The organism is Bacillus sp. bc15 (assembly GCF_900142585.1).
Classification (GTDB): Bacteria; Bacillota; Bacilli; order Bacillales; family Bacillaceae_G; genus Bacillus_A; species Bacillus_A cereus.
Window position 1 is genome coordinate 1,024,326 of the sequence record NZ_FRBJ01000001.1, and the last position, 26,671, is coordinate 1,050,996.

Here is a 26,671-nt window from a genome sequence, read left to right on the forward strand (position 1 = left end):
GTTAGTATCAAATAAGTCGTATTCCTTTTTATTACAATTTTGTATATAATATAATTATAAATAATATGGAGGACGAACTATGATAATCGTACTACAAATCATCTTACCACTAATTTTCGCAGTCTATTTATTTACCCTCTATCATAACGGGACGTATGGATCAGCTTCATTCATTTTAGCAGTCATGATAGGAATTTTCGGTTTAGAGAATATTTTTCAATATGCTAGTCTAACAGATCATGCTATTTATCCATATTGGGGAAGTTTGAAGGCTGTTGTTATCGTTTTATCAGTCGTATTTCTATTTAAAAAAGGTGGTTTAACAGGAAAATATTGATTTGTAATGCGTTACATATTTTCTTGTTAAATTGCTTTTATTTTACAAAAGAAGAAATATTTATGTGAAAACAAGAAGGGATGTGTTACATATGTCTATAAATATTATTTCAATAATCTCTATCATAATATGGATTGTGTTAATTACAGAACTTATAAAACCTTCAAAAGAACAGAATGGACGAAAAATAGTAACTTTAGTAACTGCTGGTTCCGTATCAACACTTATTTTGACGGTTTCATTTATTCAAAATATCCCGTTTTGGAATTGATAGTGATATTCATAACAAAAATATGTATAAATAAAAAGATTAGGATTCACTCCTAATCTTTTTATATTTTGAGGTAGCACCATATGCCCAGCAAGCTAAGGTCTTGAAGTAGCCCCTAAACAAAATTTTAAATTTTTCTAAAGTTATTTATGTGAATTCAAATCGTTTTCAGGAACATATGTGATCCTTTTATAATTTGAAGTTCTTTTTAAGCTTCTTATATTTTCTGTACGAACGTCTAACAATGTTTAACATAAAATACGGTATTTTAACGGGGAAAGGCAATTTATAAATGAAAGGAAAATAAAAGGTGAAATATGCCTTTTCTAGGTCTCTCCACTTACTATCTTCTTTTGTTTTTAAGAAATCAGATACATCGACTACATATCCCCTTCCTTTTTCCATCATCACATTTTTCCCGTGAACATCACAAGGAGTTAACCCTTGTTCCCTCGCATACTCTAAAGCCTCATTAATATCAAGTATTACTTGCTTAGGAATTTTAATTCCCTTATGAATAGCATCGTATAAGGTAATTTCTTTTAAACGTTTCAATACTATGAAATTTTCTCCTTTATATATAAGCTTTGAATAAGAAGGATGATCTCCAATTCTTCGGTATACTTCTGACTCTTTTTCAATTCCTTCTCCTTCTCGCACGTAAACTTTCACTACCCAATCTTTGTATTCTTTGTGCATGAATACTGCGGCATAATTACCTGTTCCTAAACACTTCCAAAGTCTAGGAATATCTTTAACTACTACAGGCTCGAATTCATTCTCACTTCTTATACTTACCTCTTTTAATAATTCGTCCTTTATCAATCCCACAAAACTATTTATACTCATCATTCCCACTCCGGTTTTGCTAAAAGGGGGCCCACCCACATTTTAACGAAAATATACACTAAGCGAATTTTAGCATAAAACGAGTCATCTTTCTTCTTAAAATAAAAAGCTAACTCGTTTTATTTAAACTGTTGAATACTTAATATCTATTCCGTTATTCATAGCCAAAAACCGTACGATATAAAAATATTTCTAACTATTTTCATTTTTTCAGAGTCAACTGTATAGGGCTTTTCTTAGTACAAGTTCTCTTAGTAAATTACCTATACAAAATCTATATTACTCTATTTTATAATCTAAAACATTGTTTAGAAGTGTAGCAAAGGTTTGTTAATGGTTCCATTCTTGTTCCAATACTATCTTTGTTAGCTAAAACTTTTATTGTTTTAATAGTCTTTTGTTTAATTCCCACAATGCTGTTTTGTTGCTATCCCATTTCAAAAACGTTACTGCTTCCTCAAAGCATAACCATTTATAATTGAAGTGTTCTTTAGATAATGATATGTTTTTTGTAGGGACTTTAACTCCAAAAGAAAATTCTTTTATTACATAAACCTCTTCTCCCCAAAGGAATCCTCCAACTACATCTTCTACTGATAGTGAAGACACAGAATCTAATTGTATATATGGACATTCTCTTGTAATACCAGCCTCTTCAAATGCTTCCCGTTTTGCTGATTCAATAGGAATCTCACCGTCTTCTCCGCCACCAGCTATTCCTTGCCAATAACCATAATCACTTCGGTTAAAAATGGCATATTGAATAGAATCGACAGTTTTTATATAAGGAAATATCAATACTTGATATGGCGCTCTCATTACTTAACCTCCTCTCGAAAATAAGTTTTAAAGCAATATGAATAAAGAGCCGACATCACAATTCTACATTATTAATGCAGGTTTATAATGTCGGCCCTCTATTTTTAAATAATTTTATTTTTCATAAACAGGCTTACTCTTAACAGAGGAAAAACTACTTATTCCTTGTCGAATTTGTTTAGCATGGTTTTTCATAAATGTTAGCAGTACTCCATATTATTCAATTGCGCCAGCAACGTCATAATCATTTAAATCTAATTCAATCGGTTGTCCGAGCGCTAGTTTAGCAAGTTCCGCTCCTAAGTATGGACCAGCTGTTAAACCCGAAGCCCCTAATCCATTCGCAACGAGAATTCCTTCAAAGTTAGGTAGTGGCCCGATAACAGGTAAGAATCCTGGTGTGAATGGTCTGAATCCAACTCTCGTTTCAAGCATTGTAGCATTTTCTAAGCCAGGTGCAACTGCTAATGCCTTATGGAATACTTCATGTAAACCACCTGCTGTTACACGATGATCGAAACCAGTATCATTCTCATGTGTTGCACCAATTACGACATGACCATTGTCAAACGTTAAAATATATTGATCGTTCGGTGGCATAACAACTGGCATATTTTCTGTTGCTGTATTTTCAATTTGCAGATGAACAATTTGTCCTTTTTGGAATGTAACTAAGAAATTAATTCCTAATGGGTTCAAGATTTCATTCGCCCATGCGCCTGCAGTTACAATAACCTTTTCTGCTAAAATTGTTTCATCGTTTACTGTAACTCCAGTAATATGATTTCCTTCACGGACTAATATGGCATCGCCTTTTATAAAAGTTGCACCATGTTTTTTCGCAGCACTTATTAATGCATTGCGTAATAATCTTCCATTCACTCGTGCAGCACCACTAATATGAACAGAACTATATTCGTCTGATAATGCTGGGAATAATTTTTTTGTTTCTTCAGCTGATAAGCGAGTTATTTCACCAATCTCTGGGGCATCTTCACGTCGTTTATAAGCTCGCTCTTCCATTTGATCTAACTTTTTCTCGTCAGTATGTAAACTAATTGCACCTACACGATTATATCCTGTGTCAGTTTCACCGTCTTCTTCTAATTGCTGAATTAACGAAGAATAGTAACGTGCACCGCCTTTAACGATTTTATACCATGCTTTATTACGACGCTGTGATAGCCATGGACATACAATACCTGCTCCTGCATCAGTTGCTTGCCCTAATTGTTGGCGATCCACGATAGTAACATTCGCACCTGCCTTAGCAAGATGATAAGCAGTAGACGCTCCTAAAATTCCAGATCCAACTACAATATACGATTTCATTTCAAACACCTTTTCTCTTTTGCTAATTATATAAATATAAGAACATTCCTTAGTATAATGGAAGGAATGCTTTTTTCAATGCACTCATCACAATTAATTGTGATGAGTGCATTGTGACTTTCTTAATCATTATTTTTTCTTCTTACGGAATAATTCAATTGTTTTATAGCCTTGTGAAAGGATCTCTATCATTTTCTCTAGACGTTTTTCACGTGTTTTTTCTTGTTTTACAGAAAAAAGATTACGTGCCCAATCTTTCTGATATCCAGGCGTTAAACTTTGATAAAACTTAAGTTCATTCGGATGATTAGCTAATAATGCTTCAACATCTTTAATTCGATCTGCATAATCGGCAACACATTGACTCATAGCAGATGTTTTTGTTGTTTTTTTCTTTTCACGTTTTAAACCAACAACAGTAAAGACTTCATCCATACTTACCATTCGTGCAAATTTAATATCGCTTTCTCCCACATAACCATCTTCTCCAACGTTTAATGCCGGAAACATCTCATCACGGTGAATAAACGTACTATAACGAGCATTACCTTTTTTCGGATATGCGAAGAATACGTAACCTTTTTCAATTAGTAATTCTTCATTACTAATAATAAAATTCGTTTGTTTCACCATTTCATCAAGCGTTTCTACAAATATAAAGATAGCATCGTGTTCTTTTGAGAATGCAGTTTCTTTACCTGTAAAAATGTCATAATCACTTGGTTCGTTAATAACGACCATATTTGTATACTTATTAAGTTTCAATTTATCAATAACTGACATAATAATCTTCCTTTACATTCAAAATTCATTGTACATACTTTTTCGTACTGTTCTAGTGTATTCTATGTATTAAGAAAATCAAACTTTAAATCATATTATTCTGCTGCAAAAGAACATAATTCTTTACTAGATGGGGTGGTTTTATGCCATATGTAATCCGAGATGAAGGGCTAGTTTTACAAGGGGATGATGGAAAAGAACCAATTTTTCATACATATGAAGAAGCTGAGGAAACATTAAAAACATTAACTATACCGCAGTTTCCGAAACATATTAGAAGAAAACCATTTACACCAAAAATAATAAAGATAGCCGCTTCTGAATAAGAACCGGCTATCTTTATTATTCATAACTTAATAGCAAATAAAGTATATAAAAACTCTTTATATTGATCTTCTGTAATTTCACGCTTAGTTTTTTCCCCATGAATAATTTCGGTTAAACTTGTATTCGTTAATGAAATATGGCCAGAGTTCGTCAACTTTACTGCAATTGGTCCTTTATTAAAAATAGACTTCTCATCTTCTATCACTCTTCTTTGAACATCATTTACTACTATCTCATCAATATTATGTTTATAAAAAGCATGACAAACTTTCCATTCTCCATCAGCATCTATTCTTTCTAAAACATAATTTCCTTTACTCGTATCTTTTCGTCTCACCCGGTACGAACCATTTTTTGAAGAAACAGATTCACCAGTAAAAGGTACAGGAACAAGAGGTACTAACGAAGCTATACCTACATCAATTAAATACTGTACATTATCATAAGTTAAAATAATTGTTATATGGCCATCCTCAAGTGCCCATGCATTTATATCGTTTTTATAAACCGTACCTAATGCCAGTTGTACATCATAGCCACAGTCTCTTAAAAAATAGTAAAAAAGAGTATTTAATTCGTAGCAAAGTCCACCACGGGAACTAGTTAAAATTTTCTCTCGTAAGTTTTCCAGAGAGATTTGATTCGTATTTCGTGCTATAACATCTAAATTCTCAAATGGTATAGTATGCGCAAACGAAAAGAGTATGGTAGGTAATTCTTCAAACGTTACATCATTACGTTTTTTAAGATTTAATCTTGTGAAAAGCTGATCTTGTAAACTTGTCATATTTAGCACCCCTTAAAAATTTATAAGTTTAAATAATATATGCTGATTGTAAATTTTAAGGGGCACTGTAACAATGTACATTTCATTTAACTGTACCGGTACAAAAATTACGATTCACGAGGTAAATTAATAGAAGGCGTCATTACAAATGTCTTTTCTGTAATTACTTCTTTTTGGGGCAAATCAAAAGCTACGAATATAAATTTAATAGTTTATCTATAGGCAAATTATTAATATCACTTAAATCAACAAAATATTGAAGTTGCCACGTTTGGCTCTTTTTAGCTTGATTGCTAACAGTGGTATCCCAAACAGGATAAATTCTCATTGCCATTTTCCCTGTTTGACTTGGTGTTCTCAATATTTTTTCTTTAAGAAGAATCTCTTTAGGAAAAATAAATTGCCCTAGTTTATTATCAGCAATACAAGTGATTACTAATAAATCAGGAGCAGCTTCATAAGAGAAAGCTCTATTTCGCATATTTTCATCTTTCTCCCAAAAAGAAACAAATTGCCCAATTTTATTAGGAGTAACTTTTGATTTTCTAAAACGAATGGTTTTGTTATTTAAGTGAAATAAACATCCGGCATATTCTGCGTTTTGCTTTTCTTCTTTTAGATTCGTAATAATTAAGTTGTTAGGTTTGTAAACTATATTATTTAAATTTTGGATTATATTATTAAAATTGTTCAAAAAAACTCCCCCTTTATTCATCTCTTAGTTTACCACAAACATCAGTTCTTCTATATCGTATATAATTATGAACTAAGAGCAATGGGGGAATTTAGCAGGATATAATTATTACTTTAATGTACTTAGTTTTTCAATTGCTTGTTGTTCAGTTGCTAAGTAAAAAATGTCATTCCCTTTATTACATTCATAAATAAAATCCTTTAAGCTTTTACTAGTATACATAGAGAAATCTCCAACAATAGCAATCTTTACCTTGTAGTTTATAAACTTTTGAAGGATATCACCCGCAAGCCGTGTTTTTAGGTCAAAGAAATCTTCACTTATTAAAGATTTATGGATAATAATATGTTTCGCATCTACCTCATATTGAACTGTTGCCATAGTATCTAATGCAGACTGAACATCCGATATTAATACCTTATCGTTTCTAATGACCGCAATATTGATTCCATCGATTACTACTTTCTTTATTTCCATAGTCCCACCCCTTTATAATTTACACAGTATGAGTAAAATTGTTTTACAAAACTTTGTATTAATCATAGATTAAATTAGCCAAAGCTATTAAAATCGCTCCTATTTTTTATTGCTAATACGGTCAATGAAATTAATGATAGTTTCTCTTTTTTATATTTTTGAATATATATGAGATTACTTTTACTTGTTATAAAAATATTGTGGAGTAACATAACTTAACAAACTATCCAAAGTGTTAATCTCGGCATACGGTTGTATTTTGGTAGTATTCTTGATCTTCTGAGGGTTAAACCACACACCTTTTATATTTACATTTTGAGGACCAGCAATATCCTTTTCTAAGTCATCTCCAACAAATAAAGTATTTTCCGGTTGTAAATTTAACTTATTTAATGCTAGTTCGAATATACGTTTATCAGGTTTACTAAATCCCACTTCTTCAGAAATAATGATTGTTTCAAAATACTTATTTAAATTCGTGTTAAATATTTTAGCTTTTTGCCTCTGAGTTGAGCCATTTGTTATAATTCCAACTTTAAAGTGCTTCTTTATTTGATTTAAGAAATGAATAGTATTTTGGTCTATTGAAAAACATCTAGGGAAATTATTATTCCAAAAATCTTGGATGTAATTGCGTGGCAATCTATACTTCGGCGTGAATTCATCAAACAATGATTCTAAAACTGTCGTTTTATTACTTATGCCATATTCTCTTTTATCGTGTTTTTTGAATTTCTGTAACATGTTGCTTTTAGCCGCACCATCTACATTTTCATAACACTTTTCTAAAACAATTAAAAATAATGACTCTACTGCTTTATCCCTATCAAGTAATGTATCATCTAAATCAAACAGCATCGCTTTATAACCCATCAAATCATTTCACAACCTTTCTAGCATTATATAAATCTCTCCAAGTTTGTACCTTTAAACTTTTGGTTTAGCAAGAACATTGTTATGTAGTGATTAACGATTAAATAAAAACTAGATGAAAGAAATTCATAGTTCTTGGCACACACTCTAGTATTACAGTAGCTTCTTCTATATTGAAATTCCTTTTCCTCTTTTGGTAAAGAAGCAAAAGTATATTTTCGAGAATTTTAAGAAACTACATACAATTCACGTTATTATACATTAGTTTTTCGTAAATATTAATCGTACATCAATTCATACGATAAGTTTTTTTAAGCAATTATTTCTCCATAAAAAAGGAATATAGCTAATAATACTTTTTGGTAGTAAACGTCCTATGAAGTTTACTACTGTATCTCCACATAAACTCCAGATTGTACGGCTATAATGACTACCAGAGGTGATATTATGAAAAATTATCATATCCTCGTGGTTGAGGACGATCGAGAAATTCAGGAATTAATTAAACAATTTTTAATGACACAGCATTATACAGTGGTAGTCGCTTCAGATGGACTAGAGGGTATGACACAATTTAATAAGCAATCATTTGATTTAATTCTTCTAGATGTCATGATGCCCAATCTTAATGGATTTGAAGTTTCTAAAATGATTCGAAGTCAGTCAAACGTACCAATTATTATGCTAACTGCGTTGGAAGAAGAGGAAGATCAAATGAAAGGATTCGACCTTGGGATCGATGACTATATAACAAAGCCCTTTTCATTTCATGTTTTGATTAGACGAGTCGAAGCTGTACTAAGAAGAAGTTATGATAAAAATGTAAATAATCATTTGATATTTAAAGAAGTGCGTATTGATGTGGATGCATATAGAGTATATGTAAATGACGTTGAAATTATATTAACGACAAAAGAGTTTGAAATTCTACAACTACTATTTCAAAATGAGAGAAAAGTACTCCCAAGAGAAAATATCGTTGAAAAGGTTTGGGGTTACGATTATTTTGGAGAAACACGAATAATTGATACACATATTAAAAACCTACGCAAAAAATTAGCTATCCCTTATATTAAAACAATAAAGGGTATTGGATATAAAATTGATGAATAGTATTGTGAAACTCATGAAAATGAAGCAAATTACTTATAAACTCTTTATGACTACATCTCTCATTTTATTATCCTTTGCAGTATTGATTTATTTAACTTTATACTTCTTTCTTCCGACGTTTTATGAGCAATATAAAACAGATCAACTTCAAACAGGGATAAACGAAATCATTGATAAATCTAAAAATCTTACGTTTCAAGATGCGATACCACTTTTTGATGAATACGCCAAAAAAAATAATGCGATGCTTTATCTCCAAAATAAAGAAGGAGTAATTATTTACTCTCCTTCATTTTCTTTTATTCAAAGTGGTACGCAAAAAACAGTAGTTACTAAAGCAACACGATTCGAGAATGCAAGTACCCTTAGCAATTCATATAACGTTACGAAACCAATTCAATTTCAAGATGGTAGTTTAACGCTTATAGTGTTTGCTACATTTCAACCGATTGATGAAGCTTCACAGGTTTTAGTACGCTTTCTCCCCTATATTAGTATCATTGTGCTCGTTATTGGTATAGGAAGTGCTTATTTTTATTCCAGGTTTATTACAAAGCCACTTATTTATATTAATGAAGGTGCACAAAAGATGGCAAATTTAGATTTCTCCGAAAAAATTGAGGTTCGCTCTACAGATGAGCTAGGAGAATTATCTAATAGTTTAAATGACATGTCTATTAACTTGCAACAAGCTATGTTTGATTTGAAAAAAGCAAATGAACAATTAAAAAATGATATTGAAAAAGAAAGAGAAATAGAAACAAAACGCAGAGAGTTTTTTGCGATTGTAGCACATGAATTAAAGTCCCCTCTTACTGTAATGAAAGGATACTTAGAAGGAATGATATACAATATTGGCCCTTATCAAAATCGCGATCAATATTTAAAGAAAAATCATCAAATTATTGAAAGTATGGAACAATTAGTTCGTGAAATTTTAAGCGTATCGAAATTAGAACAACACACCTTCAAACTAAAAGTAGAGGAAGTTAATCCTTCAAAGTTAATAGGTGCAATCACAAAAGATCTCGAATTTTTTGCTTCTCAAAAAAGCATCGAAATAATAAAAGAAATTGATTCTGACCTTTCTATTTATACCGATTGTGCCCTTTTAGAAAAAGCATGTAAAAATATTATTCACAATGCGGTTATGTATTCACCACATAATGAAAAAGTCTATATAAAGTTAAGTGAGGATTCGAAACAAGGTCAAATCGAAATGCAAATTATAAATACAGGTGTCAATATTAAAGATGAAGATTTACAACAAATTTTCAAACCATTTTATCGAATTGAAAAATCAAGAAATCGAAATACTGGAGGAAATGGTTTAGGGCTATATATTGTTAAGCAAATTCTTGAAACGCTAGATATAAAGTATTCAATAAAAAATATGGAACATAGTGTGCAATTTTACATGAGTATTCCATTATCTAAACATAAAAACAAACAAACTCTCCTTTAAATAGGACGAGTTTGTTTGTTTTTGTAGTAAGTATAAACTTATTAACAGGTTTTTCATTTGATGATATGTATGTTCTTAGAGCTGCTTTTGATAAGCAATCTATGCAAGATCTTCTTGAGAATTTAATAGTTGTTCGCCAATCTACCCTGTATTTACTTAGAAGCTTAGATAAAGAAGCTTGGTCACAAAGAGGAAATGCGAATAATTCTGAAGTTACAGTTCGTGCATTAGCATACATCATTGCTGGTCATGAGCTTCATCATCTTCAAATTATAAAAGAACATTACCTTGGTTCTGATTTATATCCAGCAACTTAACATTTGAAGAAAATGAGTCCTATTTATATAGTGCTCTTTTTCAGTATTTATAACGGATTAGTGCTTAGAACTATGGCAATTAAATGCATTTATTTATAAAGTCCACCACATAATATATATGCTATCCCCTCTTATTCTGTACATAATTTTCTTTAGGTTGATATACTACAAACTCAATATATCTGGAAAGGTGATGATATTATGTATGAACAACAAAATAATAGAGATAGAGATCAAAAAATGATGTTTTTTATGCAGGGAGTTCCCTCAAATAAAATTAACATGAATCAATTACCTAAATGGATTAGAATTTTTGGCTATTGTACGTTTGGTTGGATAATAGTATTTAGTTTAATTATGATTGTAGGTTTAATTCTGCAATAACTATGTGTGATTATCCCATGATATAGGTAACCAATTATAATAAAAAGAACTTGTAGAATATACTACAAGTTCTTTTTAAAATATTATTAAAACGGGAACAACAAACTATTTTAACATTCAGTACAGGGAGACCATTTTGATTATGGCTTGATTTTATTATAAATCAAATATAAGCTTTTGAAAGGTCTAGATTTTGAAAATTATGTGAATTGAAAAGCTACGATGTTTATATTAGATTTCATTTATGATTAACTTCTTCTTACTTAAATACACTGCACGATCTGATTTTTTAGCAACCTCCTGTGAGTGCGTCACAACAATAATGCATTTATTCTCTTTATGTGCAAGTTCTTGAAACAGTTCTATTATATCCATTGCGGTTTCCTCGTCGAGGTTTCCTGTCGGCTCATCTGCAATTAGTAAATCAACATTACAAGATAGTGCTCGAGCGATTGCTACACGCTGTTGTTGCCCGCCACTTAGTTGCAGGACGTTTCGTTTCGCTTCAGCTTCTGAGAGTCCTACCCTCTCTAATAATTCTAATGCTCTTGCTGTTTTATTTTGCACTTTAACACCGGTAATTTCCATTGCTGTTAAGACGTTTTGAAGAGCGGTCATATAGGTAATTAAGTTATAAGATTGGAAAATTACAGATACATTTTGATTACGGTATCGATCCAAGCCAATTTTTCTAATATCTTTGCCATTATACAGTACATAACCATTTTTAGGGACATCTAGTCCACAACCTAAGCTTAGAGTTGTAGTTTTACCAGATCCAGATGGTCCTAAAATCGTGTAGAAATGTCCTTTTTGAAAAGAAAAGTTAACATTATCTAGTATCGCTACATTTTTTCCGTTACTTTCATAATAATAATCCAAATTTTTAAACTGTAAAATCGTCTCCATATCGAGCCTCCTCATTCATCTTTTAAAAGAATTTGTTTTGGGTTTAAACGTAGAATAGATAATGCTGGAAGAAGCGTTGCTATTATAGCAATAGCTAGTCCAATTCCACCCATTTTTCCTACATCTTCTCCTGTTACACTTACATCAATTTTATCAATTGGATCTTCTTTTTGATTTTGTAGAGTACCACCGGGTCCAGCCATCATTACAGTACCATGTTGCGAGGTATCTGTTTCTTCGCTTGCAGTAGCAATTTCATTCGAAAGTAAATTATCCCCGATATATTGAGAAACTTTAGCTCCTGTTGTTATGGATAATCCAAATGCTAAAATAGCGACACACACTACTTCTACTACGAATTGCGCCATCAGTTTCCACTTTTTCTCTCCAATAGACAATAGAATTCCCATTTCTTTACGACGCCCTTTAATTGATAGCATAATGATTAATCCTAAAATAATCGCACCTGCAATCGATACAATATAAATAATCATTTGAGAAGTCGAAGAGATATTTTCGATAGGACCAATCATTTGCTTGTACAATGAATCATGCGCATCTAATTTATAATAATTAAAATCAATATTAGATTTTTTTGCTTCTTTTTTAAATGCATCAATATATTGTGGATCATTCAAGAAATACACGACTTGAACACTACTTATACCTTGGTCTACTTCTAATTTTTTCATAGTTGAATGCGGCATATATAGTTTATTAGCTGGATCCATAATAGGAGGAGCCTGTTGACCCATTGCTTGCTCATTTGTTTCGTAAATACCGATAATTTCAACCTCAAGGGTTTCCTTCTTATCCCCTGATTGTACTTTAACTTTGTCTCCTACTTTCAAATTGTTTAATTCCGCTAATCGTTTTTCCATTAAAGCTACATTCTGATCCTTCATTTGCTCTGTTATTGGTTTTCCATCAATGATTTTACTTTTTCCGTTTTTAAAGCTTTCTTGTAATGCAGTCTTGCGAACTCCCTCAATCATAAAAGAAGCATTCATATCTATTTCTGTACCAGAGCTTGAACCGCCTCGCGCAGCCGCCATTCCCACTTTACCTTTTCCTTCTTCTTCTCCTTCTGAAGCTCCTACTTGTTTAAGCCCTTCAGAAATACCGAAAGTGTTAGCTATGTAATTATAATCTTTTACATACTTGGACTTCGCTAATTGATCTGTTTCTTTTGCATCGAGCTGCGGCGGATTTGGCATTTCTCCAGTTTCCTTAGCTTTTTGACCTAACTTGTCGAAATCAAGACCTAAAGTAACATCTGCACCAAGTTTTTTCTTGCAGCATCCGCTGCTTTTTTTGACGCATTTTGGATTGTGAAACCTGAAAGAACCAAATTTGTAACAATCAGAAAAACTGCCATCAAAATTAATGATGTTCCTATTCTTTTTTTCATACTGAGAATTGCTCGTTTCATAAAATTCATTTTTTCTTACCTCCTTGATAACTTGTATTCTATATAGGTTATCTAGAGTTTATATGGAGCTAATCGGTAGTTTAACTAGAGATATAAGGAGTTTATGTGTAGTTATTCATTTACCTGTTCAAGAAAAACTAGAACACAAATTCAAAAATGCAGTCGTTTTTGAATATTGGTAAGGAGTTAGTCAATTTAAGAGACTTATAGAAAAGAAAGGTTAAGCTTAATTTAATGTATGTAACATAAAAAATATATTTATTGTATAATTTCTATACAATAAATATAGAAAACCAATTTGTGAATATCTATATGGGAATTGTAAGTTGTTCCTCATAGAAATTACATCTTTTAATAACAAAAGAAGCAAGTTAATATTCTTTTATATGGATAAGAATATTAACTTGCTTCTTAAATTTTAGTATAAATTATTTATTGTAAGCTTTATAATATAATATGCAAATTTATCACCTATTTTTATAATTCAAGCACCTATTATTAGGAAAAGAGAATATTTTATAATTAATTTACAACATAAATTTTGTCCATGTTTTAAACAATATGTATTTTGGAGGAGGTTAATTTGATTTTTTCAAAACTCATTGATCGGTACGCCTTATATGATTTACATAAAAAAAGAAGTGTAGCGTTTCAGTATACTTCCCTTTCTAACACTTCATTAAATATAAAGAACATAGAATCTTTTTATAAAGTAAAACCATCCTATATTCATTTTGACATTAAGCATTCAAAGCAGAAAAATGAATACATGGTTGGGCAATTCAAATATAAAAGCTCGGTTCAATCCGGTGATTCACGCAACGACTCTGTAACTGGGGAATTATTCTTACATAAAACTGAAGATGCACCTCATGTTATCTTTGTTCACGGTTGGAGAATGGATTCTAACGAACGTGTAAAAAAAATATTCCACGACCATATGACCAGCCTGAAGTGGAATATGTATTATTTCACTCTACCCTATCATTTTGAAAGAAAACCCGATCAATCCTTATTCAGTGGAGAGTACATGGTAAGTGCAAATATTGAACGAACAGTACAAGCAACTAGACAAGCGGTAGCTGATTTACGAGCTTTGATTAAATGGATTAAAGCAAATAAAAATGGGCCCCTGATTCTAATAGGAATTAGTTTAGGCGGATTTATTACTAACTTAACCTCTCTTGTTGAAGAAGAAATTGATGTGTTAGCATCCATTTTCTATGCAAATCGACTTTCTTATTCTATTTGGAATACAACTCCAGGTAAATTTATTAGAGAAGACTTGGAACATCATGGTGTTACGTATGATGATTTAATAGATTATTGGAAAATCACTGAACCGAGTCAAGCATTGCCAAAAGTAAAAAAAGAAAATATTTTATTAATTTCAGGTAAGCACGATCTATATGTGCATTCTGAGGATACAGATTACTTGTGAGAATCTTGGGAAAGACCTCCACGATATATTTATAAATGTGGGCATGCCGGGATCGTTCTTAAACGTAAAAAAATTGCAACTGATACTATTGATTTTATTCAAAATCGATTGAACTCCCCACACTTATCCAATGTCATGCCTTAAATCGCGAGATTACTAAGTACAAAATCTTATACTTATATTGTTATATTTTTTACTAGTCACCTTTGTAAATCTTCGCCCCTAGCCTTACACGATTGAAAATGAAATAAAATAAATAACTAAGGAACTAATTTACCATATGGAAAAACATTGCTCAACATTTTCACTAGTAGTCCCTGTATATGCAATATTACATATAAAAATCTTTATGTATTCCGTTATTAATTTAAAAGGAAATTATTCATCCATTAATCTATACCATCCGTATTTGCAGTTAAGGATACCCTAATTACATATGAAAAAGAGAGAAGAACATTGGTTAGTTCTTCTCTCTTTGTTTATTTTTAAGATAACTATCTATAAAATTTTGCTTTTCATAATTCTTCATGAGTCTAGAAAAGAATCTAATCCTTTTCTAGACTCAAAAAGAAATTTTTCTAATGTACATAATTACAACGACATTAAACCACTTTGCTCTTAAATCCACTACTTGTATTATTGATTGCATGAAACTCCTTCTTGAGAAAGGTTTTAATTTCCGAATATTCTGTTGACGGTTATAACATATCCAATTTACAATTTAATTGTGGTGTTCTTTCACAATTAAACTACTTAGAATACACTTCATTTATTTGAAAACAATTACAAATAGAGGTGCTAAAATGAAAACTAGAGTAAATCCAGAATTATTACAAGGGTTAGAGATGTTTCCGGATCTCGATTTACGCCCAGAAAATTTGCAATCAATCAGAGAAGGAATAGCTCAAATGAGACCACCTACCGTTGTTGATGACTCTCTTTCTTTAACAGATAAAGTCATTGTTGGGCCTGATGATAATCCGTTACCATTACGAATTTATCGTCCAAAATCAAATCATGAATCTTTACCTGTCTTATTATGGATACATGGTGGAGGTTATATCTTAGGGTCGATAGATGATAACGATGATACTTGTATGAGGTTTGCAAAAGAAGCTAGCTGTGTGGTCGTGTCTGTAGACTACCGCTTAGCACCTGAACACCCTTACCCAGCACCAATTGAGGATTGTTATTCAGCTTTAAAATGGATTGCTGATAATGCAAAGTCATTAAACATTGATTCGAATCGAATTGGGGTTGCAGGAGTAAGCGCTGGCGGTGGACTAACAGCAGCATTATCATTATTAGCCCGAGATCGAAAATATCCTTCAATTTGTTTACAAATGCCACTATATCCAATGATTGATGACAGAAATGATACACCTTCAGCGAATGAAATTAAAGAGGGATTTGTTTGGAACCAAAAGGCAAATGAAGCTGGCTGGAAAATGTATTTAGGAGAAATGTATGGAACGGATCAAATCCCTGTCTATGCAGCACCTTCTCGAGCTGAGGATTATAGTGACTTACCGTATACTTACACATTTGTTGGTCAATTAGATCCATTCCGCAGCGAAACATTAACCTATGTAAGCAAACTAGCACAAGCTGGTGTTGATGTGGAGTTTCATTTATATCCAAATGCCTATCACTGGTTTGAAGGGTTAAATCCAAATGCCGATGTATCTATTTATGCTGTGAACGAAATAGTACAAGCAATAAAGACTGGTTTCAAACGAGTATCCAAGGTTGAGGCTTAATCCCATTACAAGAGAAACACTTATAAATAGTATATATGTATTTATCATTTAAATATAATAGCCGATTCTAAATAAGAATCGGCTATTAATATGTAAAATCCGCCTAATATATTAAGGTTGAGAAACAGATATAAGATGTTTAGGCGATGTGTTTATTTCCTCTGCTAACGCTTTTATGTTCATCATGATTTGAAGTATTTCTTCTTTTGTGGTTCTTGGGTTGATAGAGCAAAGTCGAATTACTACTTTTTCTTTTAATTTAGTCGTACTTAGCATAGCAAATCCTCTTTGATTAATTTCTTCCACCAATTTTTTGTTTATTTCATGAATTGTATCTGTAGATGTTAGCTCACATGGAATATAACGAAAAGTAACAATTCCTAATTGGGCAGGTGTTACTACTTCCCAATCTTTTTCTTTCCTTAAAAACTCTTCAACTTGTTCAGCTAGCATAATGCCATGATCAATTGCCTCACGAAAAGCTGTAACTCCGAATGCTTTAAAAGAAAGCCATACCTTTAATGCTCTAAATCTACGAGAAAGTTCAATTCCACGCTCCCCAAAATTCACTTTTTCTTCTATATTAGTTTCTGTATCCTTAATATACTCTGGGATCATACGGAATGTTTCACTTAAATATTGGCTATTTCGAATAAGTACACAACCAACATCATAAGGCTGAAAAAGCCATTTATGCGGGTCTAACGTTAAAGAATCGGCACGATGAATTCCACTTAATAACTCCCTTCCTTTTTCACTGAGAATTGCTGCAGCCCCATAAGCCCCATCCACGTGTAGCCATATATCTTCATCACCACATACATCAGCCAATTCATCGAGGGAGTCCACCGCTCCGCAATTCGTTGTCCCTGCATTAGCAATAACACAGAATGGTTTTTTCCCTTTTAATCGATCTTCTTTTATTTGTTTTCTTAAAGTACTAACTGAAATTTTTAAGTCTTCATCTGTCTCAATTCGGCAAATTTGATGCTGTTTAAAACCTAATACTTTAAGTGCTCGATCTACAGAAAAATGAGTTTGGTTAGAAAAATAAACAATCGTATTTTCTATGTCATTATTCAGCTTGACCTGTCTCGCTACAGTAAGTGCAGTCAAATTAGCCATGGAACCACCACTGACAAATAGTCCTTCAGCTGAATCAGGGAATCCTAGCATTGATTTTAACCAGTTAATTGTCGTTAATTCAATTTGTTCGGCACCTGCACCTACTATCCAAGCTGTAGGAAATACATTAAACCCACTTGCTAAAAAATCTGCTAATACACCAACATAATTATTAGGACCTGGCACAAAAGCCATAAAATGAGGATGATCCACATGAGTAATTTGATTAAACACATTGTTATTAAGAAAATGAAGTAATTCCTTTGGATTAGATCCGTTTTCCGGAATCGTTTCAATTAGCTTGTCTCTAAAAATATTACTATCAATCGTTTCTGAAACTGGTTTACTTTTTAAATGATTCATATGATCAACAATCAAGTCAACCGCTTGATATCCTAACTGACGCATCTCTTCGGCTGATAACTGCAAGTTTTTTGTCATTTGATTTACTCCTATTCTATTTAAAAAGGCGAGTTCTTGCTCGCCTTTTTATTTTTTATAATTTGTAATCACCAATTGCTTGTATTGGATTTTGAAGAATCATGTTGATTAATCCATGGATCTGATTTAATATTTCCTGTATTTTCTCTGCTTCATATACGGTTTGATCAAATCCAAACTTTATTGTAAGTTTTTCTTCAGGGAAGCACATAATTCCATACTTTACATGTGGCTCATCAACAACTTCGTAATCCGTGATAGCAAAATGTCTGTTTTCATTTGAAGAAAAGATTGCTGGATTAGTTGGATAGTTTTCAAAAACCCAAAGATGGTCAGTCAACTCAGTTTTTAATTCACTTTGCTTTTGTATATCAACAAATGAATAGTATGCATACTCATTACATTTCAATGTCTCTAGTTGTACCTTTTGCAGAAAATCCACAAAAGATTGCGTTTCTGTCCATGCTAATCGGATAGGCAAAATATTTGTGAACAGACCGAACATATTTTCAATTCCTTCTACTTCGGGAGGTCTGACTGATACTAGATTAGGCAATACCACTTCTCTCGTTCCGTTAAATTTGCCAAGCAATATTCCCCATACAGCTAGTAATGCTGTATTCATAGTTATATTATTTTTAGTTACAAATGTCTGTAACTGATCAGTCAAATCCTTGTCTAATGTTAAATCCATAAAAGTGAAGTTTAACCCTTCACTTTTAGATGGGACTTTCTTTTTAGGAATACTAATTTTCTGATTGTATCCTGATAAATAATCTCGCCAAAAATGACGTGCTTTCTCATGATCTTGTGCCAAAGTCCAATCTATAAATGTTTCAAAAGGTTTTACCATAGGTAACTCCGCCGTATTTCCCGCATTTGTAGTTTCGTAGAGCTGGAATAATTCGTCTATCAAAATGCTGACGCTCCAACCATCACATAATAGATGATGGGAACTCCAAATTACCTTATACTCGTTATTACCTAGTTGGAATATACAGAGACGGGTCATAAGTTCACCATTTTTAAATCCTTGACTTAAATTTTCATTCATCCACTGATCTAGGAATTCTTGCTGTTCTTGTTTCGTCATCTCAATCAAGTTTTTTATTTCTGAATTTATTTGAACATCATATAGAACAGCTTGCCAAGGTTTTGCTTGTTCATCTTGCACAATTATTGTTCTTAAAGAATCATGACGATCAACTAATTGTTGGAAACACTGAATAAAGAGTTTAATATCCAGCTCCCCCTCAAGTGCCCAAATTGTTTGTTCAAAATATGCATTTGTATCAGGTTCATTCGTAGCATGCTCATAAATAACTTCCTGGAAAGGTGCTAGCGGGTAAATACGTTCTATTTTTATATCCGGCATTTTTTCTTGTATTTTGGTAAGTGTATGTTGATTAAGTTGTTTATCTTTAACATTTAGTAATGTAGCTTTATTATCGTTCATTATATTTACATCATTTGTTTGTGAACTTGAAAACTGGTCTAGCTTTTTAACAAATTGAACCATATCTCTTAATATAGGAAATGAAAATAGATTTTTTGGTTCAAGCTCGAATCCTTGTCGATACAGTCTAACGGACACTTGAATCGCTTTTATCGAATCTCCACCTAAGGCGAAGAAATGATCATTTACTCCAACTTGATCTATTTTGAGTACTTCTTGCCAAATACTAGTTAATATTTTTTCCATTTCAGTTTTTGGGGCAATAAATACTTCATTTTTTTGTTTCTCCGGAGTAGGGAGCGCTTTTCTATCTAATTTCCCGTTTGGAGTCAGGGGTAATTGGTCCAAATAAACAAAATAAGAAGGAATCATATAATCTGGCAAGTGATCTCGCAAATGCTTTCGTAGTTCTGTTGTACTAATATTTTGCTCAGTTACCACATATGCAACTAAAAATTTTATCCCGTTCTCATCTGTTTGATCAATTACGACAGCATGTTCGACTTGTTTATAAGTTAGAAGACAATGAGAGATTTCTTCTAACTCTACTCGATATCCCTGAATTTTCACTTGGTAATCTTGGCGGCCTAAAAATTCAATATATCCCTCAGAATGCATTTTTCCACAATCTCCTGTTTTATATATAAGACCAAAATCAGGATGTGAAACAAACGCTTCATTTGTTTTCTTTTCATCATTTAAATATCCTTTAGCAAGGCCCACTCCCCCAATATATAAATCTCCAATTACACCAACAGGGCACATTTTCTTTTCATAGTTCAACACATAATACGTTTGGTTTGCCAAGGGCATCCCGTATGGAATACTATTCCAATGTGATTCCACCTGTTTGACCGGATAATAAATTGACCAAATCGATGCTTCTGTTGCCCCTCCTAGTGAAACTACTTCTGCAATCGGAAAATGTCTTTTTATTTTTTCTGGTAAAGAAAGCGGAATCCAATCTCCACTATGTAAAACTAAACGTAAAGAAGGATATTCAAAATGAGAACCTACTTGATCCAATGCCAAATCCATGATTGCAGGCACTGTATTCCAAATTGTAATCCCTCTACGTTCGACAGTGCGGATTAATTCTTGCATGTCTCTCGGATCACGAATCATTACTAACATTGCACCTGTGCTTAAAGCTCCGAAAATATCGTATACAGATAGGTCAAAACACATGGAAGAGATACCAATAATACGATCATCTTCATTCACCTCATATTTTTGATTTATGTCTTGAATAGTATTTGTAACCGCTTGGTGAGTAATAATTACTCCTTTTGGTTTTCCTGTACTTCCTGAAGTGTATATAATATAGGCAATATCTTCTGGACCAGCAATAGCGGGCATATCTTCTGTTGTATAAAATGACAAATGATTTTCTTCATAAAGACTAGGTTCTAATAAAAGCTTGCATGAGCTATTTTTTAAAATATATGTTTGGCGATCTAAAGGATGATCGGGATCAATCGGAACATAAGCGGCACCTGATTTTAAAATACCTAACATATTAACAATTGTGTCAACTCGCCTTTTTGCTAAAAGACCCACTTTGTCACCTAGACCAATACCTTGCTCTTTTAAGAAGTGGGCAATTTGATTAGAACGTTTATGAAGTTCCGAGTATGTTAACCATTCTTGTTCAAATACCACTGCTACTTCATCCGGTGTACGTTTTACTTGGTCTGTAAATAATTGATACAAAGTAGTTGAAGGTATTTTTTCTGTTGTTTCATTGTATTGCTTAATTAAAGTTTGATCCGATTCTTTCATCTGCAAAGATGTGATATCGCTTTGTTTCACCAATTGTTCCAATAAATCAACAAATTGGGAAAACATTGCTTCTATTACATCAACATCAAACAACTCTTCAACATAGTTCCAGCTAATTAGTAACTCTCCATTTTTTTCAATTACTACATTATCCAAATACACTTGTGGAGTCCGAGCATGAATATAGCGAAGAGAACCAAGTTGTTCCCAAGAGAAAGCACCTGCACCTGCTAACATCGAGGTGAAAACGATTGGCATAACTGCTTTTGGCGTCATTTGATGATATCGAGTAAAATCTCGAATAAAGTTAACTCCATCGTAATGACGATGTTCAAGGCCATCTAATAAAGTAGCTTGCGCTTCTTTTACTCTAGTAAAGAAAGTTTGCTCTGGTTTTACATCAACATCCAATAAAATAAGCGATGTGAAATCTCCAACAATCTGTTCTACTTCATCATGAACAGGATAACGGTTAAATACAGTCAAGTTAATTGCTAATCGACGTTGATTACTCCAATATGCCAACACATCACCATATATTGTACAAAGTAGAGCGGAAGGAGTTACCTCTTTCTCTTGTGCTAACTTTCGTAGCTTTGTCCATTTTTTATTATCCAGGATTTTTGTAAGTGATTGGAATTTAGGAGTAGCAATCTCTGCTGGATCCTTTTTTAACAGCAAAGAAGGTGCAAACGGAAAGTCAGGAAGCTTACTTGTCCAATAATCTTTTGCTGTTTTATATTCTTCGCTTTGTTCCATTTCATCATAGATAAACATATAATCTTGAAAATCAAAAGATAAAGATTCTAATTTTTGAGTTGGTTTATAATAATAATGCAACAAATCCTGTCCAACAATGTTCATGCTTGCTCCGTCCATTAACAAAGCATCGTATCGAAAACATAATAAATACGTGTCTTCTTTTAAAAGAAAAGCTTTCAATTCAAACAAAGGCCATTGCCCCAAAGGGAATACATGGTTAGTCATTCGAGAACGCTCTTCTTGTAAGCGAGCATGTTGATTCCTATCATCTAAATCTATGAGACTCTCTATTTCAATCTCGTAATCAGGAACGCTTTGTAATATTTGCTGTTTTCCCTCTGGTAAAATTACAGCTCGCAACATTGGATGACGATGGATCACCTTTTGAAAACTTTTTGAAAGACGATTGATATCCAATGCTGTTTCATATTCAAAATATGTTTGAGGGGAAATACCACTTAATTCAAACTGTGAATTCCTTCCTAACATATACGCTGTCTGAACTTCTGTTAAGGAGAATGGATTAGACAAATCTTTAACATGAGTTGGTTTACTTTCAAAGTTTTCTTCTTTATGCTCTAACTTTACACAAGAACTCAGTTGAGCGATTGTAGGGTGCTTAAAAAAATCTGTTGTACTTATTTTTAAGCAGTCTTTTCTTAATAAATTAATTACCTGAAGTGCTTTAATGGATTCTCCTTTTAATGCAAAAAAATTATCATGAATACCGATTCCCTCAATCTCCATAACTTTTTCCCACGCACGCACCAATTTTTGTTCAATTTCATTGCGCGGAGCAACGTATGGAATTGATACATAATCCGTTTGGGTTATATCCAATAACCTTTTTCTATCCACTTTTCCATTTGGATTCAATGGAATCTCTTCTACCTGAATCATTTTTTCAGGAATCATAAACTCAGGTAATTTATCACTTAAATATTTTCTGATTTCACCAAAAGACACCTTGTTATCCGATACATAGTAGGCAGCTAATAATTTCCTATTTCCATACACTTGATCAACAACGATAGCCTGGTTTATTTCTGGATATTCCCTTAATTGAGTTTCGATTTCTCTTAATTCAATCCGATACCCTCGAATTTTCACTTGATGATCCATTCGACCTAAATACTCAAGTTCTCCATTAGGCAACCAACGAACGAGATCACCTGTATGATACATCATTTCCCCTGCCGCAAAAGGACTCTGTACAAATTTTTCATCTGTCAGTTTACTTTTACCAAGATACCCTCGTGCTACCGCTACTCCAGCAATGCAGAGTTCACCGGGAATTCCAAATGGTTTTAATTGGCCATACTTATTCAATATATAGGAATGATAATTCGGGTTAGGTTTGCCAATCGTAACTTCTTTGGAAGTGCTCAAGTCTTTTACTGTTGCGCAAATGGTTGTTTCTGTGGGACCATAAATATTTAAAATTGTTGCTTCACTGATACAACGAATTTTTTCAACCAAATCAATGGAAAATGCTTCTCCTGCTAATAAAATAGATTTTAAATCTTTTAGAAAATTTGCCCCTTCTGGATCACTCAAAATCACTTCCATTCGCGATGGCGTTGATTCCCATAAATCCACCTTATGTTTTTTGACCAAATGAGCCAATTCTTTTGTTGCAAACTGTTCCTCTGTAGCAATTACTACTTTTGAACCTTGCGTTAAAGGAAGACATATTTCTAACAAGGAAATATCAAAAGATACACTAGCAAGAAACAAGAATGATTGATTAGCTTTTACTTTTTCTCTCATTACATTTAAAAAATGAACTAGCGATTTTTGTTCTATCATTACCCCTTTTGGATTTCCTGTCGATCCTGATGTGTAAATAACATAAGCCAAATCATTAGGATTATGTTCTCGTACTAAATTACTTTCTTCACCTTGGAAAAGATATTCTTTATCAAGATACAGTACTTCACCCGCAAATTGCGGCAATACTTCCTCTGTTCGCTTACTAAGTAAATATTTTGCTTGACTATCTTGTAACATATATTCAATTCGTTCAGTTGGGTAGTTAGGGTCGATTGGTAAATACGCTGCTCCTGCTTTTAAAATCCCCATCATACCAATAATCATTTCTAATGACCGATCTACCATAACGCCAATAATACTTTCTTTTGAAACACCTTTACTTTGAAGAATAGAAGCCAATTGATTCGCTTTCTTATTCAATTCTCTATATGTCAAAGATTGATCATTACAAACAACAGCAATTTGATCTGGAGTTTTTAATACTTGCGCTTCAAACAAATCTTGAAATGATTGAAACAAGTCTATGCCCGTTTGAAAAGTATTCAATCCTTTTAACAACTCTTTTTCTTCTTCTGCAATAATACAAATATCTTTCAATGCCAAATTCGGATTTTGTGAAACTTGCTTTAAAACATAACAATACGAATTGGCAAACTGTTGCAAAGAAGAGAATGAACGGGACTTACAAGAAATTTGAAATTCAAATTCATTATGTATTTCATTCCATTTTCTTCGTATCCATAGGGCTAAATTATTCTCTGCGTATTCTTCTAGCGAATTTTCATTATGTAATCCTTCCATCCCGATTACAATTTGAAAAGGAGTTAAATTGTGTTTAACTAATAATTCAGAGAGCGGATACTCCTGATTTTCATACCCGAATAAAGTCGTTTGTTCAATCTCATTTACTAATTGTTTAAAGGTGTGATGCGGATGGATTTCACTTCCTAAAGGAATCAACTTATTAAGATTCTCACTTTGTTCAAGATTCTTTTCAATTATAGGAATACCAATAGTAATTCTTTCTTGATCTGTATAATGTGCCAAACAAACCCTTAAAGCGGCTTGAAACCAGCTAAATAATAATAAATCTTGAGACTTACTTATTTTTTGTATACTTTTACTAAATTCTACATTTACTATGACTTGAACGTACTCACAAGGTGTTTCTTTATTTAGTTGGTAATCGCTATTAAATTTAAATACAGAAAAATCGAGAATCTCGGAAGATAATTGCTCCTTCCAAAACGCTTCTACTTCTTTATTTTCAATTGAACTTCGATCTTTAATGTGCATTTTTATCTTTATCCCCCTAATATTCATTTCTTCTACTCGTTAATTTTTAAGCCAACTTCAAGCCCATGGAGAAACACTTGATGATTATCCAAACATAAAAATTGCTGAATATCTTCAAATTTCATATGACCAACTGAACAAACCCCTAAATTTAATGCTTCAGCAACCATATTTAAGGTAGCAGTGATAATGCCTGACTCAATACAAGCAAATAAATATCCATCTGAACCGTATTTCGGGATGGAAGCGTTCGCATTATAAACCAAATAAACTGAGAAGGCAGATTGAGTAAATAAATCCTGATTAATTAACTCATGATCACTTTTGATTACTTGATCAATGCTGTTTACAATCACAAGACTATTTTTTGATGGGTTATAATAATAAAATCCAGCTTTCATACCCTCTATACGTTTTGGTTTTACATAAACAAAGATATCAATGGGATAGAGCCCGCCTGCACTTGCGTAATGATAGTATATTTTTTCTTCCCTAACCTGTTTTAGAGTTGATAAGAATCGAGAAAATTCCGAAAAACTAATATGTTTTCCCATATCAAATTGACGACAAGATCTACGTTCCTTAATTATAGTAGGTAGCTCATTTGTTGTTTCAAGTTGAATTTCGGTCGACCGTGCAGCAACGTGCATGCGATTTAATTGTTCACTCATATACTTATCTAACTTTTCTTTAGAAAAGCGAATCTGGTTGCTATATGGATTTGAAAAAATCTTTTCTTGTGAAGAAAATACTTCTCTTGGGTGTAATATGTTACTTACTAACACACGATTTTTTATCATGAGCTCTATGTTTTTTTGTGTCTCTTCTACATTTCCTAATGAAAAGCGCTCTACTAGTTCACTGATTTTCACACCTTTTTGAGCCATAAAATAAAGATCAGGAAACCACTCAGACAGAATACCTGTAAATCTCATTTCCCCTATCAAAACTTCATTATGCAACTTCTCCCAATGCTTAATCGGAGACCAGTAATAAATTTTCTCGCTCATATAACCCTCCATAAACGTTTAACTTATTTTTGAAATGCAATTTTCTAATCTTCAAAAATTTTTTTAAAATTCTGTTCCTTGTCTCATAGTGATTATAAATACATGCACTTTAACGAAACTTGAAAATAATGAAATAACTTTTTCTTCATTAAAATTTTTTATTTCATCATAAAAAATGATTTTTTTTTGGATATTTCACATCCTTTCCCATAGTAATCCTATAAGGTATAAACCATTTATAACATTGAGAATATTCATGTATTTCCAATGTGAAATTATTGTAATGGATTGGAGAGCGGTTGAATATAGTTATTAAATCAAATAATGTTGAGAAAGTTTTATTTATTATATTGATAAAATTTTATGATGTAATTTATTACAAATAGATTAAGAAAAGAGTTTTAAATTTTTCTTAATCAGTTAGTGTGAAAATATCACATACTATTACATAGAATCGAGTTACTTACATTTCATATTCAAAATAGAGAAAAGACACCTTGAATGGTGTCTTTTCTCTATTTTAATTCCATATACTTTTTACGCCTTTGTTATTTTTAAACGATTTGTAGGAATTAATACAACTCGAACATCTAGTTCGTTATATGTTCGAATATATAATAAACATTATCTGAATTACGAATGTATTTTAGATAATT

19 protein-coding genes and 3 pseudogenes are annotated in these 26,671 nt (G+C 32.4%); 9 read left to right on the forward strand and 13 right to left on the reverse strand.

Features of this window, described 5'->3' with window-relative positions; genetic code table 11:
• Positions 1 to 79: 79 nt before the first annotated feature.
• The gene (locus BUA87_RS05095; RefSeq protein WP_000587696.1) at positions 80 to 337 is read left to right on the forward strand and encodes a hypothetical protein; all 258 of its coding nucleotides are present in this window, start codon (positions 80 to 82) and stop codon (positions 335 to 337) included.
• A gap of 91 nt (positions 338 to 428) precedes the next feature.
• Entirely contained in the window at positions 429 to 608 is a 180-nt protein-coding gene (locus BUA87_RS05100) for a hypothetical protein (RefSeq protein ID WP_000026312.1), read from the forward strand.
• A 189-nt stretch (positions 609 to 797) separates the two neighbouring features.
• Here BUA87_RS05100 and BUA87_RS05105 read toward each other — a convergent pair whose 3' ends face one another.
• The 4 genes from BUA87_RS05105 to BUA87_RS05120 form a co-directional block, all read right to left on the reverse strand.
• Positions 798 to 1,457: a protein kinase family protein gene (locus tag BUA87_RS05105; RefSeq protein WP_061660939.1), complete on the reverse strand. Its 660-nt coding sequence runs from the start codon at positions 1,455 to 1,457 to the stop codon at positions 798 to 800.
• 378 nt (positions 1,458 to 1,835) lie between these two features.
• Entirely contained in the window at positions 1,836 to 2,276 is a 441-nt protein-coding gene (locus BUA87_RS05110) for an NUDIX hydrolase (RefSeq protein ID WP_001202619.1), read from the reverse strand.
• Between the two features lie 216 nt (positions 2,277 to 2,492).
• Positions 2,493 to 3,608, reverse strand: a complete 1,116-nt coding sequence (locus BUA87_RS05115) for an NAD(P)/FAD-dependent oxidoreductase (protein WP_000844382.1) — start codon at positions 3,606 to 3,608, stop codon at positions 2,493 to 2,495.
• A gap of 129 nt (positions 3,609 to 3,737) precedes the next feature.
• Entirely contained in the window at positions 3,738 to 4,391 is a 654-nt protein-coding gene (locus tag BUA87_RS05120) for a YdeI/OmpD-associated family protein (RefSeq protein WP_000110844.1), read from the reverse strand.
• Between the two features lie 143 nt (positions 4,392 to 4,534).
• On the opposite strand from BUA87_RS05120, the gene BUA87_RS05125 reads away from it, so the two are divergent.
• Positions 4,535 to 4,717: a hypothetical protein gene (locus tag BUA87_RS05125; protein ID WP_001147158.1), complete on the forward strand. Its 183-nt coding sequence runs from the start codon at positions 4,535 to 4,537 to the stop codon at positions 4,715 to 4,717.
• A gap of 20 nt (positions 4,718 to 4,737) precedes the next feature.
• Here BUA87_RS05125 and BUA87_RS05130 read toward each other — a convergent pair whose 3' ends face one another.
• From BUA87_RS05130 to BUA87_RS05145, 4 genes are all read right to left on the reverse strand, one after another.
• Positions 4,738 to 5,505 (reverse strand): arylamine N-acetyltransferase family protein, encoded by a 768-nt coding sequence (locus BUA87_RS05130; protein WP_000202750.1) that lies wholly within the window; start codon positions 5,503 to 5,505, stop codon positions 4,738 to 4,740.
• A 190-nt stretch (positions 5,506 to 5,695) separates the two neighbouring features.
• Positions 5,696 to 6,220, reverse strand: coding sequence for a MepB family protein (locus BUA87_RS05135; RefSeq protein ID WP_072938641.1), 525 nt, complete (start codon positions 6,218 to 6,220; stop codon positions 5,696 to 5,698).
• An 87-nt stretch (positions 6,221 to 6,307) separates the two neighbouring features.
• A complete protein-coding gene (locus BUA87_RS05140; RefSeq protein ID WP_000403464.1) occupies positions 6,308 to 6,676 on the reverse strand; it encodes a DUF4180 domain-containing protein in 369 nt (122 codons plus the stop codon).
• A gap of 180 nt (positions 6,677 to 6,856) precedes the next feature.
• Positions 6,857 to 7,549, reverse strand: coding sequence for an HAD family hydrolase (locus tag BUA87_RS05145; protein ID WP_072938645.1), 693 nt, complete (start codon positions 7,547 to 7,549; stop codon positions 6,857 to 6,859).
• 447 nt (positions 7,550 to 7,996) lie between these two features.
• On the opposite strand from BUA87_RS05145, the gene BUA87_RS05150 reads away from it, so the two are divergent.
• The 4 genes and pseudogenes from BUA87_RS05150 to BUA87_RS05165 all read left to right on the forward strand — a co-directional run bounded on the left by BUA87_RS05150 (position 7,997) and on the right by BUA87_RS05165 (position 10,828).
• Positions 7,997 to 8,662: a response regulator transcription factor gene (locus BUA87_RS05150; RefSeq protein WP_072938647.1), complete on the forward strand. Its 666-nt coding sequence runs from the start codon at positions 7,997 to 7,999 to the stop codon at positions 8,660 to 8,662.
• Positions 8,655 to 10,127 carry a sensor histidine kinase gene (locus BUA87_RS05155; RefSeq protein WP_240523006.1) on the forward strand — a complete coding sequence of 491 codons (1,473 nt, stop codon included), beginning with the start codon at positions 8,655 to 8,657 and terminating at the stop codon, positions 10,125 to 10,127. The genes BUA87_RS05150 and BUA87_RS05155 overlap by 8 nt, the downstream gene beginning before the upstream one ends.
• A 47-nt stretch (positions 10,128 to 10,174) precedes the next feature.
• Positions 10,175 to 10,444: pseudogene (locus BUA87_RS05160) on the forward strand (DinB family protein); the annotation flags it as partial.
• A 201-nt stretch (positions 10,445 to 10,645) separates the two neighbouring features.
• On the forward strand, positions 10,646 to 10,828 hold the full coding sequence (locus BUA87_RS05165; RefSeq protein ID WP_072938655.1) for a hypothetical protein: 183 nt from the start codon (positions 10,646 to 10,648) through the stop codon (positions 10,826 to 10,828).
• A gap of 231 nt (positions 10,829 to 11,059) precedes the next feature.
• Here the strand turns inward: BUA87_RS05165 and BUA87_RS05170 are convergent, their stop codons facing one another.
• Complete coding sequence (locus tag BUA87_RS05170) at positions 11,060 to 11,737, reverse strand: ABC transporter ATP-binding protein (protein ID WP_072938658.1); 678 nt, start codon at positions 11,735 to 11,737, stop codon at positions 11,060 to 11,062.
• Between the two features lie 11 nt (positions 11,738 to 11,748).
• Positions 11,749 to 13,178: pseudogene (locus BUA87_RS05175) on the reverse strand (ABC transporter permease).
• 574 nt (positions 13,179 to 13,752) lie between these two features.
• Between BUA87_RS05175 and BUA87_RS05180 the strand changes: the two are divergent.
• Both BUA87_RS05180 and BUA87_RS05185 read left to right on the forward strand, forming a co-directional pair.
• Positions 13,753 to 14,754 (forward strand): annotated as a pseudogene (locus BUA87_RS05180) (alpha/beta hydrolase).
• Positions 14,755 to 15,413: 659 nt separating this feature from the next.
• Entirely contained in the window at positions 15,414 to 16,370 is a 957-nt protein-coding gene (locus BUA87_RS05185) for an alpha/beta hydrolase (RefSeq protein WP_000857944.1), read from the forward strand.
• Between the two features lie 111 nt (positions 16,371 to 16,481).
• Here BUA87_RS05185 and BUA87_RS05190 read toward each other — a convergent pair whose 3' ends face one another.
• The 3 genes from BUA87_RS05190 to BUA87_RS05200 are packed head-to-tail and all read right to left on the reverse strand — an operon-like array spanning position 16,482 to position 26,015.
• The gene (locus BUA87_RS05190; RefSeq protein ID WP_000164811.1) at positions 16,482 to 17,936 is read right to left on the reverse strand and encodes a pyridoxal phosphate-dependent decarboxylase family protein; all 1,455 of its coding nucleotides are present in this window, start codon (positions 17,934 to 17,936) and stop codon (positions 16,482 to 16,484) included.
• Between the two features lie 55 nt (positions 17,937 to 17,991).
• Entirely contained in the window at positions 17,992 to 25,005 is a 7,014-nt protein-coding gene (locus BUA87_RS05195) for a non-ribosomal peptide synthetase (RefSeq protein WP_072938661.1), read from the reverse strand.
• A 32-nt stretch (positions 25,006 to 25,037) separates the two neighbouring features.
• A complete protein-coding gene (locus BUA87_RS05200; protein WP_072938665.1) occupies positions 25,038 to 26,015 on the reverse strand; it encodes a SagB/ThcOx family dehydrogenase in 978 nt (325 codons plus the stop codon).
• Positions 26,016 to 26,671 lie beyond the last annotated feature (656 nt).

Coding starts and splice junctions, on each gene's coding strand:
- BUA87_RS05095 (WP_000587696.1), top strand. CDS start 80: ATGATAATCGTACTACAAATCATCTTACCACTAATTTTCGCAGTCTAT.
- BUA87_RS05100 (WP_000026312.1), top strand. CDS start 429: ATGTCTATAAATATTATTTCAATAATCTCTATCATAATATGGATTGTG.
- BUA87_RS05105 (WP_061660939.1), bottom strand. CDS start 1,457: ATGAGTATAAATAGTTTTGTGGGATTGATAAAGGACGAATTATTAAAA.
- BUA87_RS05110 (WP_001202619.1), bottom strand. CDS start 2,276: ATGAGAGCGCCATATCAAGTATTGATATTTCCTTATATAAAAACTGTC.
- BUA87_RS05115 (WP_000844382.1), bottom strand. CDS start 3,608: ATGAAATCGTATATTGTAGTTGGATCTGGAATTTTAGGAGCGTCTACT.
- BUA87_RS05120 (WP_000110844.1), bottom strand. CDS start 4,391: ATGTCAGTTATTGATAAATTGAAACTTAATAAGTATACAAATATGGTC.
- BUA87_RS05125 (WP_001147158.1), top strand. CDS start 4,535: ATGCCATATGTAATCCGAGATGAAGGGCTAGTTTTACAAGGGGATGAT.
- BUA87_RS05130 (WP_000202750.1), bottom strand. CDS start 5,505: ATGACAAGTTTACAAGATCAGCTTTTCACAAGATTAAATCTTAAAAAA.
- BUA87_RS05135 (WP_072938641.1), bottom strand. CDS start 6,220: ATGAATAAAGGGGGAGTTTTTTTGAACAATTTTAATAATATAATCCAA.
- BUA87_RS05140 (WP_000403464.1), bottom strand. CDS start 6,676: ATGGAAATAAAGAAAGTAGTAATCGATGGAATCAATATTGCGGTCATT.
- BUA87_RS05145 (WP_072938645.1), bottom strand. CDS start 7,549: ATGGGTTATAAAGCGATGCTGTTTGATTTAGATGATACATTACTTGAT.
- BUA87_RS05150 (WP_072938647.1), top strand. CDS start 7,997: ATGAAAAATTATCATATCCTCGTGGTTGAGGACGATCGAGAAATTCAG.
- BUA87_RS05155 (WP_240523006.1), top strand. CDS start 8,655: ATGAATAGTATTGTGAAACTCATGAAAATGAAGCAAATTACTTATAAA.
- BUA87_RS05165 (WP_072938655.1), top strand. CDS start 10,646: ATGTATGAACAACAAAATAATAGAGATAGAGATCAAAAAATGATGTTT.
- BUA87_RS05170 (WP_072938658.1), bottom strand. CDS start 11,737: ATGGAGACGATTTTACAGTTTAAAAATTTGGATTATTATTATGAAAGT.
- BUA87_RS05185 (WP_000857944.1), top strand. CDS start 15,414: ATGAAAACTAGAGTAAATCCAGAATTATTACAAGGGTTAGAGATGTTT.
- BUA87_RS05190 (WP_000164811.1), bottom strand. CDS start 17,936: ATGACAAAAAACTTGCAGTTATCAGCCGAAGAGATGCGTCAGTTAGGA.
- BUA87_RS05195 (WP_072938661.1), bottom strand. CDS start 25,005: ATGCACATTAAAGATCGAAGTTCAATTGAAAATAAAGAAGTAGAAGCG.
- BUA87_RS05200 (WP_072938665.1), bottom strand. CDS start 26,015: ATGAGCGAGAAAATTTATTACTGGTCTCCGATTAAGCATTGGGAGAAG.